Origin of the sequence: Neobacillus drentensis (assembly GCF_036965245.1) — a bacterium.
Taxonomy (GTDB): domain Bacteria; phylum Bacillota; class Bacilli; order Bacillales; family Cytobacillaceae; genus Neobacillus; species Neobacillus drentensis_G.
This window is the reverse complement of sequence record NZ_JBALPG010000209.1, coordinates 1-1,656: the sequence shown is the minus strand read 5'-3', so window position 1 is coordinate 1,656 and position 1,656 is coordinate 1. Positions and strand designations below refer to the sequence as shown.

2 protein-coding genes are annotated in these 1,656 nt (G+C 28.3%); both read right to left on the bottom strand.

The features are described 5' to 3' along the window. A partial coding sequence (locus V7150_RS25440; protein WP_335523851.1) for a hypothetical protein occupies positions 1 to 216 on the bottom strand: 216 nt, incomplete at its 3' end. A gap of 118 nt (positions 217 to 334) precedes the next feature. Then, positions 335 to 883 carry a hypothetical protein gene (locus V7150_RS25435; protein WP_335523849.1) on the bottom strand — a complete coding sequence of 183 codons (549 nt, stop codon included), beginning with the start codon at positions 881 to 883 and terminating at the stop codon, positions 335 to 337. Positions 884 to 1,656 lie beyond the last annotated feature (773 nt).

Genomic DNA, 1,656 nt, shown 5'->3' with positions numbered 1-1,656 from the left:
TCCCGGGATAACAATGCCTTCGAATGGTAATGCACTAGAAATTAATGGGATGTTGTTTTCTTTTAATATATCTCTAATTTTATTTCCATCAGCTGCTTCCGGAACGAATTCACTTAATTCATCATCCTCGTCTAAAACAAACATTTTCTCGTTAGCAGGAAATGTAACGGCAATTAATTCTATTGCAATTTCATTTTCCTCTAAATACGATTTCACTTCTATAATAGNNNNATAGATTTCTCATCTTTAATAAACGTAATTAACTTGTTGATTCCATTTTCGATACAATATTTTATATTTTTAATATAAATTGACTTTATATTACTCATCTTATTTACCTCCCATTTTTAATTAACTCTACATATGGTTCATTAGTTTCTTGGTTAGTAGGAAAATCCTCTTTATCTTTTGCATAACGATTAAAAATCTTCACAGCTATAGGACAACTCATTTTTGAAATATCTAAATTAGTATCATCAGGAAATACTAAATGATCTCCCCATTTCTGCTTATAAGCATTTATATGTACGGGCGCATATTTTTCTTTAAAAGGTTCGTAATCAAATCTTATAAAATGTTTTTTAGGATCTTCTAAGTGGAATCCATGATATGAATAGCTACGTACTTTTGTTATAGAGAAATCTTCAGCGTTAGCATAAGCAGCTTCGTTTAACTTCATTTGAAACCCTAGATATTGTTCGAACTTTACTTTTGATACCTCCAAAGTATAAGCTATTTTACTAGAATCTTCAGACGAATTAATGATTAAGTTCTCTTTCACTATCTCTAGCATCCCATACTCTTCGGCAACTTCAAAGATACGTTGTATTCTTTCTGCAATACCTTCATTCACATCAATCGATGGTTGTGTCTCTATTTTCATCACCTACTCGCCTTAAAGTATTTATTAACCTACTTATCAAGAGTTAAAATAAAAATGTACAAACTTATTTACATTTTAATATGACATTAGTAATTGTAACCTCATCATATTTTAGAAGAGAAATACGATAGTTTATTCCATGATAGAAAATTTAATTTCAAAAAATCGTCTCTCTTATTATACTGTTAACTCGATATTTTTGAATATAAAACTTTACAAATCTATACAGAAATATAAAAAAGAGCATATGGAAAAACTGTACATACTTAATAAGGAATCTTATGAAGAAAAGCATAGGAATTCATTGGGTACTCTCGTAAAAGTTTTGTCAAAGAAAACAGCACTTTAATTAAAAAATACTATTTTATTAAAAATAATTTTTCCTTTAGGTATTGCAAGTCTGCCTTCTTTCCTCAATAAATCATTAAAATCATTTAAATGATTTGACTCATTTTTCTATTTACATTCACTGATTAGATTTACAATCCTTTTTACCAGAAAAGCACGCTGATACTGATCATACTTTTGATTTCTTTTAGAGAGTGTTGCGCATTGCGTATATTAATCATCCATCTTTTTATCAAACTCGATAACCTCAATTTTAGGATATTTCAATGTAAAAAACAGTCGAACTAAATTTAATCAGTCAGACTGTTTATATGACAAACCGAAGAACATCATTTACTTATGATAAGGTTCAGGGAATATCACCTAAGATCAATGTTAATTTTGAATCTAATATATTTATCTGTATTTAAAAAAAATGAAGAAGA

Excerpts from the sequence above, each read along its gene's own strand:
- V7150_RS25435 (WP_335523849.1), bottom strand. The coding sequence starts at position 883 with ATGAAAATAGAGACACAACCATCGATTGATGTGAATGAAGGTATTGCA.